Raw genomic sequence first — 14,071 nt, forward strand, 5'->3', positions numbered from 1 at the left:
TCGGGAGCGGTCATTGTAGCCAGTGAAACCGGCTGCGCGATAGGGGCTTGTGGCCGCGGAGCGCCTCGCAGGGAGCACAGGGATCAGCGTTGCATCCATATTTCAATATAGCTTTAATATATAAGAATGACGATTGAAATAACTATATATTTATCTGCCGCCCAGGGCTCTCGGGATTTTCCCGGGTGCGCAACGAGGTTGAACCGCCGTGATTGAACTGTCGCATCTCACCAAGCATTACCGCACGCCGGATGGCGGGATGCATGCTGCGCTGGCGGGTGTCAGTCTGCAGGTCCGCAAGGGCGAGGTTTTTGGCATCATCGGTCGTTCTGGTGCCGGAAAAAGCACGCTGATCCGCATGATCAATCTGCTGGAGCGTCCTGATGCGGGCAGTGTGCGCATCGGCGACGAAGACATTACCGGGCTGCAGGGCGCTGCCCTGCGGCAATTGCGCCAGCGTATCGGCATGGTGTTCCAGCATTTCAATCTGCTGGATTCCCGTACCGTGTTCGAAAACGTGCGCTTCCCGCTGCGGCTGGCAGGCGTGTCGCGTCGCGAAGCCGAACAGCGGGTCGCCGAGGTACTCGCGCTGGTTGGCCTGGAAGGCCAGCAGCACAAGTATCCGCGCCAGTTGTCGGGTGGTCAGCGCCAGCGTGTCGGAATTGCCCGTGCCCTGGCCAACCGACCTGAGGTCTTGCTGTGCGACGAGGCGACGTCGGCGCTGGATCCCGAAACCACGCAGGCCATTCTCAAGCTGCTGATGGAGATCAACCAGCAGCTTGGTCTGACCATTGTGCTGATTACACATGGCATGGATGTGATCCGGCGCATCTGCGATCGGGTGGCGGTGATCGAAGGCGGGCGCATCGTCGAGGAAGGGCCGGTGGTGGATGTCTTCCTGCATCCTCGCCATGAAGTCACGCAGGCATTGCTGGCCGAAAGCGGTATCGATGCCCAGGGCTGGGAGGCACTGGCCGAGGGCGTCAATGGCCGGCTGGTGAGACTGAGCTTTCGCGAGGATGCCATTGCCCAGCCGGTGCTGAGCAGGATCAGCCGTGACCTGGCGCTGGATCTCAGTATCCTTCAGGGGTCGGTTGGGCGGATCAAGAATACGGCCTATGGTCAACTGGTGTTGGCTGTATCCGGCACCGATGCCGCACTGGCCCAGCTCCCCGAGGTGCTGGCGCGGGAAGGGATTGAATTCGAGGAGTTGAAGGCATGAGCGGATTCTGGCAATCCCTGGCAGGCATGGACTGGTGGATGATTCTGGAGGCCACCGGCGATACCTTGCTCATGACGGGACTGGCACTGCTGTTCACGATATTGATCGGCCTGCCCCTGGGGGTCGTGTTGTTCCTGACCGGGCGTGGGCAGATGCTGGAAAACCGTGCGCTCTACGGGCTGCTGTCCATTTGCGTGAATGTGCTGCGGTCTGTCCCGTTCCTGATCCTGCTGATCGTGATGATTCCGCTGACCCGCATGCTGGCAGGCACCTCGCTGGGCGTGGCAGGTTCGGTGCCACCGCTGGTGGCGAGTGCGGCACCGTTCTTTGCCCGCCTGGTCGAGAATGCCTTGCGCGAACTGGATCCTGGCGTCATGGAGGCGTGCCAGGCACTGGGTGCCGACTCGGGGCAGACGGTTTGGTGGGCGCTGCTGCCGGAGGCGACGACGGCTATCGTGGCGGCGGTGATCGTGACTGCCATTACGCTGGTGGGTTATTCGGCCATGTCGGGTGTGATCGGTGGTGGCGGCCTTGGTGATCTGGCCGTGCGTTTCGGTTATCAGCGCTACCAGACCGATGTCATGGTCGTGACTGTTTCCATTCTGGTCGTGATGGTCCAGTTGACCCAGGTCTTTGGCGACTGGCTGGTGGTCAGGCTCAAGCGCAAGTGAGTTTTTATTTATTTTTTTGGGAGAAACCTATGAAACTGAAGCAACTCGTGGTGGCGCTGGGCGCCTCGGTCCTGGCTGTGAGCGCATCGGCCAGTTTTGCCGGCAAGCTGTCTGTGGCGGCAACGCCGGTGCCGCATGCGGAGATCCTCGAATTCGCCAAGCCCGAGCTGGCCAAGCAGGGTGTCGAACTGGACATCAAGGTTTTCAATGACTACGTGCAGCCCAACCTGCAGGTCTTCGAGAAGCAACTGGACGTCAATTTCTTCCAGCATCAGCCCTATCTCGACACCTTCAACAAGGATCGTGGCACGGATCTGGTCAGCGTCGGCTTGGTCCATGTCGAGCCGTTCGGCATCTACTCGCGCAAGATCAAGGATCTTGCCGAGTTGAAGGATGGTGCGACCGTGGCGATTCCCAACGACCCCTCGAACGGCGGCCGGGCGCTGCTCCTGCTGCAGAAAGCCGGGCTGATTACGCTCAAGGATCCGTCCAACATCCTGGCGACGGCACGCGACGTGGCCGAGAATCCCCGCAAGCTGAAATTCCGCGAGCTTGAGGCCGCCACGCTGCCGCGCGTGCTGGAGGACGTGGATGTCGCGCTGATCAATACCAACTATGCGCTGGAAGCCGGCCTGGTCCCGACCACGGATGCCTTGCTGATCGAAGGTTCGGATTCGCCCTATGCCAACCTGGTGGCAGCGCGTCCCGACAACAAGGACAGTGCCGATGTGCAGACCCTGATCGAGGTGCTGCATTCGCCCGAGGTCAAGGCTTTCATCCTGGAAAAGTACAAGGGTGCTGTCGTGCCGGCGTTCTGATGGTCTAGTTCTTTGTGAACTATCGAAAATGGCTGCCAATGAGGCAGCCATTTTTTTCGCCGGGCCCGGCCCCTTTTGGGGCGAGCTTGCCCCGGTCAGCCTGCCAGCGCTTTTTCCAGCGTCGCGAGGAATTCTTTCTTGTCGTATTCGCCCAGGTAACGCTTGACGATATTGCCCTGACGATCGATCAGGAAGGCTACGGGGGTCAGCCGGATGTCGCCGAACGCCTCGGCCAGCTCGCCGTTCTTGTCGAGGGCGACAGGAAAGGGCAACTGGCGCGTCTCGATAAAGTTTTCGACATAACTGGGCGGGTCGTAGCGCATGGCCACGGCGATCATGTCGAAGCCCTTGTCGTGATAGGTGTTGTAGTAGTCGATGTTGTCGGGCATCTGCTTGACGCAGGTGACGCAACTCGTGGCCCAGAATTTGACCAGTGTGACCTTGCCACGCAGGTCATCCGTGGTGACGGACTGGCCATTCATGAGATTGAACGTGACCTGGGGGGCCGGCGTCTTGCCTGGCAGGAAGAACCAGGCGGCTACGCCGGCAACGGCGGCCAGGGCAACTGCAGCGATTATTTTTTTCACGATGGCGTGTTTATCTGCGAAGGGTCAAGGGGTGATGGTTTCAGCCTGGCTTTCCTGTTGGCGTTTTGTCTCGGCCTTGCGTTGTTCTTCGGCCAGACGGGCGGCTTCTTCCGGCGTCAGAATCTCGAACAGTTTGACGACCTCGCGGACGCCCGACACGCTGGCGGCAGCGGCGGCTGCCAGATTGCCTTCGTGCTGGGTGACGCGACCCATCAGGTAGACGACGCCGCGTTCGGCGGTGACGGTGATGGTGCGGGATGGGACATCGCGGGTATTGATCAGCGTGGTCCGTACCTTGGAGGCCAGCCAGGAGTTGCCCGAGCGCTCGCTGAAGCTGGCCGGCGGGCCGATGTTGAGCTGATTGATGACTTCCTTGACGTTTTCGACACCTTGGGCGACGCGTGTGGCTTCGTCCTTGTCCGTTTGGTTGGCGACATCTCCGGTCAACAGGACACGGTGCTGGTAGGCAGAAGCATTGATGCGGGCGCGATCACCGAAGTGCTGGGCTTCGGCGCTGTCGACTTTGATGGCAATGCTCTGGTCTTCGAGCTGCGTGCCAGCCGTGCGGCGGTCGGTGACGACCACGGCAGTGGTGGCGGCAGCGCCGCCGACGATCAGCGGGGCGCAGGCGGACAGGGTGGTGGCCGCGAGAACGCCGCAAAGGGCGAGGGTGCCGGGCAGGCGGCGGGCAGATTGTGACTTGATCATGCCGGGTCTCCTAGCAGGTAGGCGTCCACGCCATCACACAGTGCATGCAGCAGCAGGATATGGACTTCCTGGATGCGCATGGTGCGATCGTGCGGAACGCAAAGGTGTATGTCTTCGGGGCCGAGCCGCGTACCGATCCGGCCGCCGCCCTTGCCGGTTAGCGCGATGACTCGCATTTCGCGCTCATGGGCTGCATCTATTGACCGCAATACGTTCTCGGAGTTCCCGCTGGTGGAAATGGCGACCAGGACGTCGCCCGGACGGCCCAGTGCGGTGACCTGCCGTTCGAAAATCTGGTCGTAGCTGTAGTCGTTGGCGATCGCCGTCATGATGGACGTGTCGGTATTGAGTGCGACGCCGGCCAGGGGCAGTCGGTCACGCTCGAAGCGGCCGACCAGTTCGGCGATGAAGTGCTGGGCATCGGCGGCGGAGCCACCATTGCCGCAGGCCAGGATCTTGCCGTCGTTCATCAGTGCCGAGAACAGCAGGTCCACACCTGCGGCAGTAGGTTCGGAAAGGGCGAGAATGCTTTGTTCGAGCAGTGCGATGCTGTCGCGAAAGTGGCCGCTGATGCGTGAGGTCATATCCATGGCGGGAGAGTTTCATGATGCCAAAGAAGAAATATACCCCGCTTTTGATATACCGGTGTCAGCAGACGTGACGGCCTGTGCTGTCTGTGTGCTCCTGTTCAGTCCCTGCCGTGTTGCGGACCAGAATCAGCTCTGCGGCGATGGCAACGGCGATTTCGGCGGGGGTGCGACTGGCAATGCGCAGGCCGACCGGGCCCCGCAGGCGCGCAATCTGGACCGGTGTGAGGTCAAACAGTGCCAGCCGTGCGCGCCGCTTTTCCTGATTGACCCGGGAGCCAAGGGCACCCACGTAGAAGGCCGGCGATTTCAGGGCTTCAAGCAATGCCATGTCGTCGAGCTTGGGGTCGTGGGTCAGTGCCACGATGGCGGTGCGTGTATCGATATCAAGTTCGAGCACGGCATCGTCGGGCATCAGTGTGCTCAGCGTGGTACGAGGCTCCTGCCATTCCTGGAAGAATTCTTCGCGTGGGTCGCAGACCGTGACATGGAAATCCAGCGTGGCGGCAATCGACGACAGGACGCGCGCGGTCTGGTTGGCACCAATGATGAGCAGATGCCAGCGCGGGCCATAGACACTGCGGAATAACCCGTCACCGAGCCCCGGACTGTCATCGGGGGTTGCAGGCTGCAGGCTGGAGAGACCGGTCTGCATATCCAGGGTGCGCAGGATGGATTGGTGCGCCTGAATGGCGTCCAGCACCGGATCGAGCCAACAGGTGTCGGCCAGCGGTTCGCAGACCAGGCGCAGTGTGCCACCACAGGGCAGGCCGAAACGGTTGGCTTCTTCTTGCGTGAGGCCATATGTCAGGCTGGCGGGCTCCGCCGGCAGCGTGCTCTCGCGGGCGCGCACGATCAGGTCATCCTCGATGCAGCCACCCGAGACTGATCCCACGACATGGCCATCGGCACGGACGGCTAGCATGGCTCCCGGCTGGCGGGGGGCGGATCCCCAGGTTTGCACGACGGTCACCAGGTGGGTGGTGTGGCCGCGTCTGACCCAGTCGCGGGCGCGTTGCAGTACGTCCAGATCCAGGGCATTCATGCGGAGCGTCCTATGTCCTATGGTTTGGAAGGCGTTGAATATATACTAAAGCGCATGTCCAATGTCGAAAGTCCACACCTCATATCCACCGCGCCGATGTCGTGTGTGGGCATCCTCCTCGCCGCCGGCGAGGGCCGGCGTTTTGCGCAGCAGGCACCGGGGGCGGACAAGCTGCTGGCCCGGCTTGCAGATGGGCGCTACGTCGCCGAAACCAGTGCTGCCAATCTGCACCGATCCGTAGACTGGGTCGTGGCCGTGGTGCGTCCAGGCAGGCCTGCCTTGCGGGCGTGTCTGGAAATGTCAGGATGTCACGTGCTTGAGACGGAACTGGCCAGCCAGGGCATGGGGGCCAGCCTGGCGGCTGCGGCGCATTATCTGCAAGCGCGCGATCCAGAGCAATTGCCGGCCGTTGTCGTGGCCCTGGCAGATATGCCCTGGATACGTCGCGATACTTATGAAAAAGTGAAGGCTGCATTGCACGAGGCTCCGGTCGTGGCTCCGGTTCGGCATGGCCGGCGCGGGCACCCGGTCGGCTTTCGCGCGAGTTGCTTGCCTGAGTTGGCCGCCCTGTCTGGCGATCAGGGTGCACGAGGCCTGTTTGACAGGCATCCAGTGCAATGGGTTGACGTGAGCGATGACGGTGTCTTGCACGATATCGATGTGCCTGCTGATTTGGTTGGCCCTCCAGATCTCGATAGTTTGTAATCCTTTGCTGGTGATATGACAGTCGCGTTGGTATAACCACGCATTGTTATCAAGGGTAATTTCGTCATACTGAATGACATACATCATTCATTCGGTATGCAAGAAAGCTGCCACCTAACCAACACCAAGGATGGACAACATGGGCATACGGGAAGGGATTTCACGCCGCAGCTTTATCAAGTTAGGCACATTCGCTGGGATCACGGTTATGTTCGGCCGCCTGCCTCTGGCCGAGGCTCTGGAGGTTCATTCCGGCAGGCATGGGCTGGAATGGATGGGGACCGATGGCCAGGCACGTTACCGCTGGGATGCCGTGCGCAAGGTCACGGGGGCAAAAGTCTTTGCCCGCGACTTCCGGGCCAAGGATTTGCCGGGCTGGCCCGAGGCCCAGTCGCATGCCTTTTTCCTCAAGGCCACGCGTGCGGACCGGACTTTCGAGGGCGTCGATCTGTCGATGCTGGGGCCGGACCTGCAGCCGGATCGCCTGGTGTTGCATGAAGACATGGCCCGCGATGGTGTTGCGGTTCCGCAGCCAGCTGACCTCGTGACAGAGTTCTATGGCAAGGATTTCCTGACACCCAAGGGCACCACACCGCCGATGTACGGGCAGCCCGTGGCGCTGCTGGTGTATGACGACTTCGACCGCTTCGAGGCGGCCAAGCGCATGCTTCGGTTCGAGAAAGGGGCGGTGCTGTACGGACAGGAGACGGGTTTCAAGCCGCCGGCCAATTATGGGGCAGCACGTTATGTCCGGATCGGGGGGGCCACGCCGACCGATCCCCCGGAATTTTCTCCGATGCAGGATGCCGTGATCTGGGGCGGCTTCGATGGGGATGCTCCGACCTGGCCGCCAGCCGATGGCAAGGGGATTTTCGTACCCCAGTCTGTCGTGCTCAAGCATCGCGGCGGTGGTGGGGTGCGCGATCCGATCAAGGTCGCGCATGAAACTTACGAACCGATGCAGCGCGGCATGGAAGCGGCCGTGCTGATCGAGCAAGACATCGAGGCCGCACGCGCTGACGGCGACAAGTTTGTGCTGCAACGGCAGGCTTTTTCGCAGTCCATTGATCCCAGCGCATTGGAGCCGGACAATGGCAATGCCTGGTACGATGCCGAGACGCGCACCCTGCATCTGCTGATTGCAGCCCAGTCACCCTACGAGGTGGCACGGGTGGCAGCATTGATGGTCAAGGGCAATACCCGTTTCCCGGTCGAAAAAATCGAGTTGTTGAGCGGTACGACGGTCGGCTATGGCTCGAAGGACCATTCGATTTTCCCGTTCTACACGATCGCAGCCTGTTTTTACGGCAATGGCCGGCCCGTGCGCATGGCCAATGACCGCTACGAGCAGTTCCAGATGGGCATGAAACGCCACTCCATTCAGATGGATGTGACGATCACGGCGGACCGCAAGACGGGCCAGTTCGAGATCATGAAGGGGTTCTACAACTGCAATGGCGGCGGGCGGGCCAACTTCTCGTTTTCTGTGGCCCAGGTGGCAGCCACGGCAGCGCAATCCATCTATTATTTCCCGAAATCAGATCTGGGCTCGATGGCGCTGGCTACGGCTGCAGTCGAGGCAGGTTCCATGCGAGGCTACGGGACATTGCAGGTCATGACCATTACCGAGCTAATGGTGGACGAGATCGCTGCCGAACTGGACATGGATGCCATCGAGTTGCGACGGCGCAATGCCCTGCGGGCCGGCTACCCGAATACCCAGGGGGCCGTCCAGCTGGGTGATCCGCGCAATGTCGAGATGCTGGATCGCGCAGCCGAGCATCCGGTCTGGCGTAACCGTGCGCAGGCCAAGGCACAATACGACGCCGCTCATCCCGGTCGCCGTTATGGCGTGGGGTTTGCGCAGGTCCAGAAAGACTATGGTTCGGGTGCTGATACAAGCGCATTGACCCTGGCGTTTGATGCCGAGGGCAAGCTGACCATGCGTCACTGTGTGCAGGAAATCGGTACCGGTGCGACGACGGCCCAGCAGGTTCTTGTGGGCCGAATACTGGGCAAGGTGCCGGACGAGGCCTATTTCGGTGAAACGGCGTTTGCCTCCTTGCCCCTGGTCAGCAATTTCGAACCCTATACCATCACGCAGGCGCAACAGGACGACCTGCAGAAGGACCCGTTTTGGGTGCCGTTCATCCTGCCAGCCATGAGCGCTTCCAACAGTGCCTATTTTATTGGCTTCGGAACGAGCCAGGCTGCACAGTTCCTGCTCGAACATGCGCTGTGGCCAGCGGCGCGTGCGATCTGGAGCGAAGGTGAGAGCGGTGGGCAGATCGCCAGTGGCGAAGTGACGCTGGCCGACCTGCGGGCGTTTCCGGGGGGCATCGGCGGTGGCGGCATGTCGCCGATCCCGTTCGAGCAACTGGCGCGCAAGGCGCATGAAATGGGGCTGGTTACCGGTGTGTCGCTGCATTGTTTCAGCCGCTGGGAATGGGCTCGGGCAGAATTCGATATTCCCGGCATCGGGCACCTTACCCTGCCTGTCGATGCCCTGGCCGTGCGCTATGGCGACGGTGCGCCGGCCGCGCTGAAACAGCGGATGACCGTGGGGGGCTACGATTACATTCGGCGCAGCAACGTACAGTTTCCGCCGACGCAGCGCAATAATGCCGGCGTAACGACCTATACGCCCGCAGCCTGTATCGTTGAACTCAACGTCAATACATTCACCGGACAGGTAGAGATCATGCAGCATCATACGCTGCTGGATCCCGGCACCGTGGTGGTGCCGGAACTGGTGTCCGGGCAACTGCAGGGTGGCACGGCGATGGGCATCGGCCATGCCCTGATGGAAGAACTGCCGCTCTACGAAGATGGGCCGGGCGACGGCACCTGGAATTTCAACCGTTATACTTTGCCGCGCGCCAGGGATGTGGCTGTCTGGAGCCAGACGGCCGACTATCTCGCACCGCTTTCCGAGACTTCGCCCTCCAAGGGCATGGGCGAAGTCGTGATGATCCCCATCATTGCCGCAACCGGCAATGCCATTACCCATGCAATCGGCAAGCGCTTCTATGCACTGCCGGTTACTCCTGAAAAAATCAAAAAGGCACTGTCATGAGTATCGAGACTCAAATGTTGACCCTGATGATCAACGGCAAACAGGTCGGTCCCGTGGCGGTACCGGTCGGTATGCCCATGATCGACTTTCTCCATGATTATCTGAACCTGACCGGCACCCATTTCGGTTGCGGGCAGGGCATCTGTCACGCCTGTACCATCATGGAGCTGCATGCAGACGGCTCCAGCACTGAATTGCGCACCTGTATTTTCGACGCTCATTTCTTCAACGGAAAGTCCATCCGGACCATCGAGGGACATGCCACGCACGGCCCTTCGGGCGAGGTGACGGACATCACGCCGGTGCAGAAAGCGTTCATCGATCACTTTTCCTTCCAGTGCGGCTACTGTACGTCGGGGTTCGTGGCGGGGGCGACCGTGTTCATGGAGCGCCTGCAGCGCGAACCTGTCAAGCGCAGCGACCTGGAAAGCGCCATCGAGGATGCGCTCAACGATCATATCTGCCGTTGCACCGGCTACGTGCGCTACTACGAGGCCGTTCGGGATCTGGCCCTGGCCACGCCTGGCTGCGTCGTGGATTGAGGGGCGTGTCATGAAAAATCATAAATTGCGCAATGGCATTCTGATCGTGCTGGTACTGGGGGCCGTGGTGGCACTGGCCATCCTGCTGGGGGCATTTCGTTCTTCATCGGTGGCTTCCGACGTCGACACCCCGCTGACCGCCGAGGAAGTGCAGCGCCTGCTGCCGAGAGGGCGGGAACTGGCGCTGGCCGGTGACTGTTTCGGCTGTCATTCCCAGACCCAGGGGCCGCGCGGGGCTGGTGGCGTACCGATCGGTACGCCATTCGGCACGCTGTATTCGACCAATATCACGCCGGATCCTACCTACGGTATCGGTCAATATACGCGTGCGGATTTCCATCGGGTATTACGCGATGGCATTGCACCCGGCAATCGCAACCTGTACCCGGCGATGCCCTATGTTTTCACGCAGATCACGACGCCTGAAGACATTGATGCGCTTTATGCCTATCTGATGAGCATCCCGCCGATGGCGGTGGAGAATGTCGAGAATACGGGCGTATTCGAATTCCCTGTGCGGCCTTTCATGAACTTCTGGGCGCTGCTGAACTTCCCGGAGCGCGAAGTGCCGGCTGTACCGGATCGCTCCGAACAGTGGCTGCGTGGTGCCTATCTGGTCCAGGGGCTGGGCCATTGCGGAGCCTGCCATACACCTCGCAATGTCATGATGGGCGTCGATTTTTCCCGCGATCTGCAGGGGGGCAGCGTCGATGGCATGAATGCCCCTGACATCACGGCCGAAGGCCTGGCACGGGTTGGGTTCGATCAGGCTACGCTTGCCCAGTATCTGCGAACCGGCATTGCGCCGCAGGGAACGGCATTCGGTGGGATGTATACGGTAGTGCATTTTTCGACCAGTGCCATGCAGGCGGAGGATGTCGAGGCGATCGCTACCTATCTTATGACGGACGATACCGGCAAGATCGTGGCTCCTGCTCCTGCGCCATCCCCGGCTCCGGCCTCGGTGGCTCCAGTATCACAGGCGGGTGCTGATGCAGATGCCGACAGTGGTCTGCAGATCGGTCGCCGTCTCTACATGTCGGCCTGCGCAGGCTGTCATGGGGCGCAGGGTGAGGGCATTCCGAACGTGGCTCCAGCCATGCGAGGCAATGCCACGCTCGCCATGCCGGACCCCGTGAATACGCTCTATGCCGTGCTGCACGGGATTCCCACACAGGTGTTTCCCGGTGGACAGCGCATGTATGCCATGCCGCCCTTCCGTGACCAGTTGAATACGACTCAGGTGGCAGAGCTGAGCACATGGCTGCGCACGGAGTGGGGAGGGCAGTCGGCTCCTGTTTCTGCCAGTCAGGTCGAGGCGGCCAGCCGCAGCGCACAGTAGTCGGTGCGGTTTCCTTGGTTCCTGCTCGTGGCCTCGTGTTGATGAGGTGATGAGCAGGCGCTGGGGGATCGGCTCCAATCACTGAAAAATGAAGGCCATGCATCCTTAATCCGATGGGCACTCAAAGGCCTGGCGGATCCAGACAGGAGTGGGCGCGCCATCTTCCAGCACGACATCGAAGCGGCAGGCCGGCGTAGCCGGGAGTTGCAGCCGAGCATTCAGTCTGGGCAGAAAATATCGGGCAGCCCGGATCAGCCGCAATTGCTTGTGCCGGGTAATGCTGTCGGCAGCGCTGCCGTAGCGGGCATGGTTGCGGTGGCGAACCTCCACGAAGACCAGAGTCTGTGCATCCAGCATGACCAGATCGATTTCACCCAGGCGGCAGCGCAGGTTGCGGGCGATGAGGCGCATGCCCTGTTTTTGCAGCAGTGTTGCTGCTCGTGTTTCGGCCTGGGCTCCGATGCGTTGTCGCGGTGCCCGGCCTGGGCCGTTGGCTGGTTCATCCGAGTGTGGCGACCCAGCGAGGAATTCGATGTCTCCGGCCGTGGCAGGTTGTCGCCGCAGCCGACGAGGTTGACGCGCCCGGGCGAGTCGGCAGAGATGCAGGGCATGTTCCATGTGATAGTCTGTCGCTTTTCCGGAAAAGACTATTGTCTGCCGCCTGCTCCATATTGGGGGCGGGGTGTGCCGTTTATGCCCACCCTGTGGGCGATACATGCGGCCAGCGAGTCGCAGCCGGATCATGCCAGACAGGAGAAAGACAATGACCGTGGAAGCCCGTGCTGCCGGCACACAGGATGAGGGCACCGGCGCGAGTGGACAGGTCTCGGCGCTGCTGTGGGCACGAATGCTGGAGCGGGTGCGCAGCCAGGATTGGCCTGCCGGTGCGCTGTATGTGGTGGCGACGCCCATCGGCAATCTGGGTGACTTGGGCCTGCGTGCCTGGCAGGCGCTGTCGCAGGCCGATGTCGTGGCGGCCGAAGATACGCGGGCGACGCGGGTGCTGTTCGATGCCTGGGGGCTGACGACGCCGCTGATGGCGGCACACCGGCACAACGAAGCCGGGGCTGCGCAAAATATCGTGGCCCGTCTGCGGGAGGGGGCCCGTGTGGCGCTGGTGTCCGATGCGGGTGCCCCGGCAGTCAGCGATCCAGGAGCCCGTATCGTACGCGAAGTCCGGGCGGCAGGGCTGCGCGTGATTCCGGTGCCGGGAGCCAGTGCGGTGATCTCGGCACTCATGGCCAGCGGTGCCACGTCCGATGAAAACCCCGCGTTTCTGTTCGCCGGTTTTGCGCCGTCCAAGGCCACGGCAAGACAGAACTGGTTGCGGCAGTGGGGCAGTCTGCCTGTACCGGTGGTGCTGTTCGAGTCCCCTCATCGGCTGGCTGCCATGCTGGACGATATGCTGGCACTCTTTGGCGCAGCCCGTCTGGTCACGGTTGCCCGAGAACTGACCAAGCGCTATGAGCAGGTCGAAACTCTGGCACTGGAGGATGCCGCAGCCTGGCTGGCACAGGATGCGCACCGCCTGCAGGGTGAGTTTGTGCTGGTATTGCACGAAGCGCAGGCTGACGCTGCCGATCAAGGGGGGCAGGCGCTGGAGCAGGCCGATGAACTGCTGTCGGCATTGCTGCGGGGTGTTTCGGTGCGCGATGCCGCACGCCTTGCTGCCCAGGCCCTGGGGCTACCCCGGGATGTTCTGTATGCCCGGGCACTGGCGCTCAAGCAGGCTGACTGAGCGGATTAGGGGGAAATGACAATGGCAGGCATGCCGATACGATCCGCAACCTGCCGCGAGGCCTCCTGAGCCTGGCCCAGATTGCTGTACGGGCCGATGCGGACCCGGTGCAGTCCCGTGCTGTCATCGACATAGGCGGTCTGGCTGCCGGCTGGCAGGTAAGGTTGGATGCGATCGACCAGTCGCTGCGCATTGATGTGCTGGGAGAAGGCACCAAGCTGTACCTCGTAGCCGCCCGCAATTGCTGCTCGTGGCGAAGCAGTGGCGGGCGTTGCCTGCGGGGTGGCGACGGGTTCTGGACGGCGCTCTGGGGCAGGCAAAGGAGTGCCTTGCTGGACGCCTGAGTCCTGTGCGATAGGGGTGCTGACGGGGGCTGCCAGCGAAATCGAGGCAATCGGCGGATCATCCTGATAGCTGTTGCCGGTGGCCTGGGCAGTATTGCCGGCTTGTTGCCAGGCACCATTGCGGATGGCATCCGGGGAAATCCACTCGACGACGACTTCGCCGCTGCCTGGGCCGATCAGATCGAGTTTGTGTGCTGCCACATAGGACAGGTCGATGATCCGGTCGGCATGGAATGGGCCTCGGTCATTGACCCGCAGGACGACACTCTTGCCGCTGCTGGTGCGCGTGACCCGCACGTAGCTGGGAATCGGCAGCGTGGGGTGTGCCGCCGTCATGGCATACATGTCATAGATCTCGCCATTGGAGGTCTTGTTGCCATGAAATTTCTTGCCGTACCAGGAGGCGATGCCGCGCTTGACGTAGGGCCGACCGCTGGTGTCTGGCGTGTAGCTTCTGCCGAGAACCGTGTAGGGGCGGTTGGGGCCGCTTGCCAGTGGTTCGACACGCGGCGTGGCGTCAGGGATGCGTTCAAGTTGCGAGGCCGAAGGCGGTCGAGAGTCGGGGCCGTCGTCTTCGTAGTAGCCACCTTTGCCCGGTACGTAGCCCGATGTGCCACAACCGGCGATGATCAGCAGGGCCGAAAGGCTGACGAAATGAAGCAGTCGGGACAGGGCGGCGTGCATGG

Annotated in this window: 14 protein-coding genes; 8 read left to right on the forward strand and 6 right to left on the reverse strand. The window is 61.6% G+C overall.

What is annotated here, in order from left to right:
• The first annotated feature begins 208 nt into the window (after positions 1-208).
• Genes DD235_RS05860 through DD235_RS05870 form a run of 3 tightly spaced genes read left to right on the forward strand, consistent with a single transcriptional unit; the run spans position 209 to position 2,711 of the window.
• Positions 209-1,222: a methionine ABC transporter ATP-binding protein gene (locus DD235_RS05860; protein ID WP_420810446.1), complete on the forward strand. Its 1,014-nt coding sequence runs from the start codon at positions 209-211 to the stop codon at positions 1,220-1,222.
• Positions 1,219-1,893, forward strand: a complete 675-nt coding sequence (locus DD235_RS05865; protein WP_109061140.1) for a methionine ABC transporter permease — start codon at positions 1,219-1,221, stop codon at positions 1,891-1,893. The genes DD235_RS05860 and DD235_RS05865 overlap by 4 nt, the downstream gene beginning before the upstream one ends.
• Before the next feature lie 29 nt (positions 1,894-1,922).
• The gene (locus DD235_RS05870; RefSeq protein WP_109061141.1) at positions 1,923-2,711 is read left to right on the forward strand and encodes a MetQ/NlpA family ABC transporter substrate-binding protein; all 789 of its coding nucleotides are present in this window, start codon (positions 1,923-1,925) and stop codon (positions 2,709-2,711) included.
• A gap of 95 nt (positions 2,712-2,806) precedes the next feature.
• On the opposite strand, the gene DD235_RS05875 is transcribed toward DD235_RS05870, so the two are convergent.
• From DD235_RS05875 to DD235_RS05890, 4 genes are read right to left on the reverse strand one after another with little or no spacing between them, the layout of a single operon-like run.
• Complete coding sequence (locus DD235_RS05875; protein ID WP_109061142.1) at positions 2,807-3,298, reverse strand: TlpA disulfide reductase family protein; 492 nt, start codon at positions 3,296-3,298, stop codon at positions 2,807-2,809.
• 24 nt (positions 3,299-3,322) lie between these two features.
• Positions 3,323-4,006, reverse strand: a complete 684-nt coding sequence (locus tag DD235_RS05880; protein WP_109061143.1) for a BON domain-containing protein — start codon at positions 4,004-4,006, stop codon at positions 3,323-3,325.
• A complete protein-coding gene (locus tag DD235_RS05885; RefSeq protein WP_109061144.1) occupies positions 4,003-4,596 on the reverse strand; it encodes a phosphoheptose isomerase in 594 nt (197 codons plus the stop codon). Before DD235_RS05885 ends, DD235_RS05880 begins: the two co-directional genes overlap by 4 nt.
• A 58-nt stretch (positions 4,597-4,654) precedes the next feature.
• Entirely contained in the window at positions 4,655-5,638 is a 984-nt protein-coding gene (locus tag DD235_RS05890; RefSeq protein WP_109061145.1) for an XdhC family protein, read from the reverse strand.
• A 96-nt stretch (positions 5,639-5,734) separates the two neighbouring features.
• Between DD235_RS05890 and DD235_RS05895 the strand changes: the two genes are divergently transcribed.
• From DD235_RS05895 to DD235_RS05910, 4 genes are all read left to right on the forward strand, one after another.
• Positions 5,735-6,343, forward strand: a complete 609-nt coding sequence (locus DD235_RS05895; protein ID WP_239990080.1) for a nucleotidyltransferase family protein — start codon at positions 5,735-5,737, stop codon at positions 6,341-6,343.
• Positions 6,344-6,551: 208 nt separating this feature from the next.
• Positions 6,552-9,419 carry a xanthine dehydrogenase family protein molybdopterin-binding subunit gene (locus DD235_RS05900; RefSeq protein WP_239990056.1) on the forward strand — a complete coding sequence of 956 codons (2,868 nt, stop codon included), beginning with the start codon at positions 6,552-6,554 and terminating at the stop codon, positions 9,417-9,419.
• On the forward strand, positions 9,416-9,961 hold the full coding sequence (locus tag DD235_RS05905) for a (2Fe-2S)-binding protein (RefSeq protein WP_109061146.1): 546 nt from the start codon (positions 9,416-9,418) through the stop codon (positions 9,959-9,961). The genes DD235_RS05900 and DD235_RS05905 overlap by 4 nt, the downstream gene beginning before the upstream one ends.
• Positions 9,962-9,971: 10 nt before the next feature.
• Positions 9,972-11,303 (forward strand): cytochrome c, encoded by a 1,332-nt coding sequence (locus DD235_RS05910; RefSeq protein WP_109061147.1) that lies wholly within the window; start codon positions 9,972-9,974, stop codon positions 11,301-11,303.
• A gap of 105 nt (positions 11,304-11,408) precedes the next feature.
• Here the strand turns inward: DD235_RS05910 and DD235_RS05915 are convergent, their stop codons facing one another.
• Positions 11,409-11,921: a YraN family protein gene (locus DD235_RS05915; protein ID WP_109061148.1), complete on the reverse strand. Its 513-nt coding sequence runs from the start codon at positions 11,919-11,921 to the stop codon at positions 11,409-11,411.
• Between the two features lie 229 nt (positions 11,922-12,150).
• Between DD235_RS05915 and rsmI the strand changes: the two genes are divergently transcribed.
• Positions 12,151-13,041, forward strand: coding sequence for a 16S rRNA (cytidine(1402)-2'-O)-methyltransferase (gene rsmI, locus DD235_RS05920; protein WP_239990081.1), 891 nt, complete (start codon positions 12,151-12,153; stop codon positions 13,039-13,041).
• Positions 13,042-13,046: 5 nt separating this feature from the next.
• Here rsmI and DD235_RS05925 read toward each other — a convergent pair whose 3' ends face one another.
• A complete protein-coding gene (locus DD235_RS05925) occupies positions 13,047-14,069 on the reverse strand; it encodes a septal ring lytic transglycosylase RlpA family protein (RefSeq protein WP_109061150.1) in 1,023 nt (340 codons plus the stop codon).
• Positions 14,070-14,071: the final 2 nt, after the last annotated feature.

Origin of the sequence: Corticimicrobacter populi (assembly GCF_003123725.1) — a bacterium.
Lineage (GTDB): Bacteria > Pseudomonadota > Gammaproteobacteria > Burkholderiales > Burkholderiaceae_B > Corticimicrobacter > Corticimicrobacter populi.